Source organism: Rhizobium sp. P1_E1 (genome assembly GCF_056406015.1).
This window is the reverse complement of the sequence record NZ_JBFUAY010000487.1, coordinates 1-1,473: the sequence shown is the minus strand read 5'-3', so window position 1 is coordinate 1,473 and position 1,473 is coordinate 1. Positions and strand designations below refer to the sequence as shown.

Sequence of the window (1,473 nt, the reverse complement as noted above, 5' to 3'; positions counted from 1 at the left end):
GCCCGAGGGAGTGCAGTACAACGCAGTCCTGCTCGAGGTCGCGTCCGAGCTTTTCATATACCCTGCGTTCACCATACGTGCATTCTTTGGGCTGCTCAGGGATCAGGATCGCCATGCCGGTCAGTCTCCATGCAAATGAAAAAAGCCCTTCCAGCCGGGACCATCCATCTCTTCCGCCGATCCGACGAGCGTCGTCCGGTCAAGTTCCCTGTTGAATTTCTCGCAGGCGGTTTCCGGTACGAGAAGACAGGTGTGGCAGGCAGCACCGCTGATCCTGTCCCCGTGTTGCGCCGAATCCGTTTCAAGACAGACCGGATCGCTGCCGCACCAGTGTGCGGTGCGGACTGCCTGCATCACGATCCTGCTGATGTGCTCCGGTCGTGTCAAACGTACCAGCCCACCTAGACTTCCTTCCGAATCCGGGGAGCCGGTGTATATGAGCACGCCATTCATTGCGGGGCCATTGGCGTCAGCCTCACGGATATAGAGACGTTCGCGCAAAGCTGAGGCGGAATAACCGCAGTCAATGGAGATTGTTCGTATCAGCGCGTGCGCGAACGAGTGCACAAGCAAGAGCCTAGCGGTGATGCGGTAGTCCCGCTCGTAGCCACGCTGTTCGGCCACGCTGTGTGATCGCTGCTCAAGGGTAGCAATCCGCGGTTGCAACCCCGGACTGGCCTCGATCCACCTATCTATGGCGTCTGTGCGGAATCTCAGAAAGACTCCTTCCCCGCGAATCTCGGCCGCGGGCAGCCAGTTGTACTCACGCTTGGACAGAGGGGAAATGTGGCCGTCGCGCACTGCCTCTGCGACGCGCTCGCCGCTCACCGGAAACGGATCGATTCGAGTGAAACCCGCGAGCGCGCGAACCTCTCGCAGACGCGAGACTGCGCCCACCAGGTCGAACCAGCTGGCGAGACCCGGTGGCGGCTTGCTGACTGCGTTGCAGAAGTTCGGGGGAATTCCTCCCACGACAGGATCGTCACGGTCCGCAGACAGGGCTGCATACTCCTCGGCTCTGGCTCCCGCATCTGTGCGACCTTCGGTGACTCCTTCGATCTTCTGCTTTTCTTTGAACGCAGCAAGCAGCGCTTCGACAGGAACCCCGAAGCTGGCCGCCAGCCCATTGAGCACCGGCGTAACGGCCTCCGCCGGCAGCGCTGCAAGAGTCAGCCATTGGCTTTCGATGATCTGGAAGTTCCCTTCCGAGACGGGCGGGATCGAGAGCGCCGACACCACTACTGCGAAGTGCGCATTCGAGGCACCGCGCTGGAGTACGCGTGGAGTCTGATCACAACCCTCTTCCCGATCATGCAACCAAGGCCTGACGCCTCGACATTTCTGGCCACGGAGGATCTCTGGCCCGAAGGCATCTCCCAGGGATGCCGAGGAATTGCAAGTCTTGCAATGCACGTGGAGATCTGCGAGTGCCGCCGACTTCCCGAGAGACGTGAGCTCGAGCAAGGGCCGACC

The 1,473-nt window shown here is 60.9% G+C and carries 1 protein-coding gene; it reads right to left on the bottom strand.

Going from position 1 to position 1,473, the window contains the following annotated elements:
* Positions 1-120 precede the first annotated feature (120 nt).
* The coding region (drmB, locus tag AC1D1Z_RS37350) for a DrmB family protein (protein WP_477853853.1) at positions 121-1,473 on the bottom strand (1,353 nt) is incomplete at its 5' end.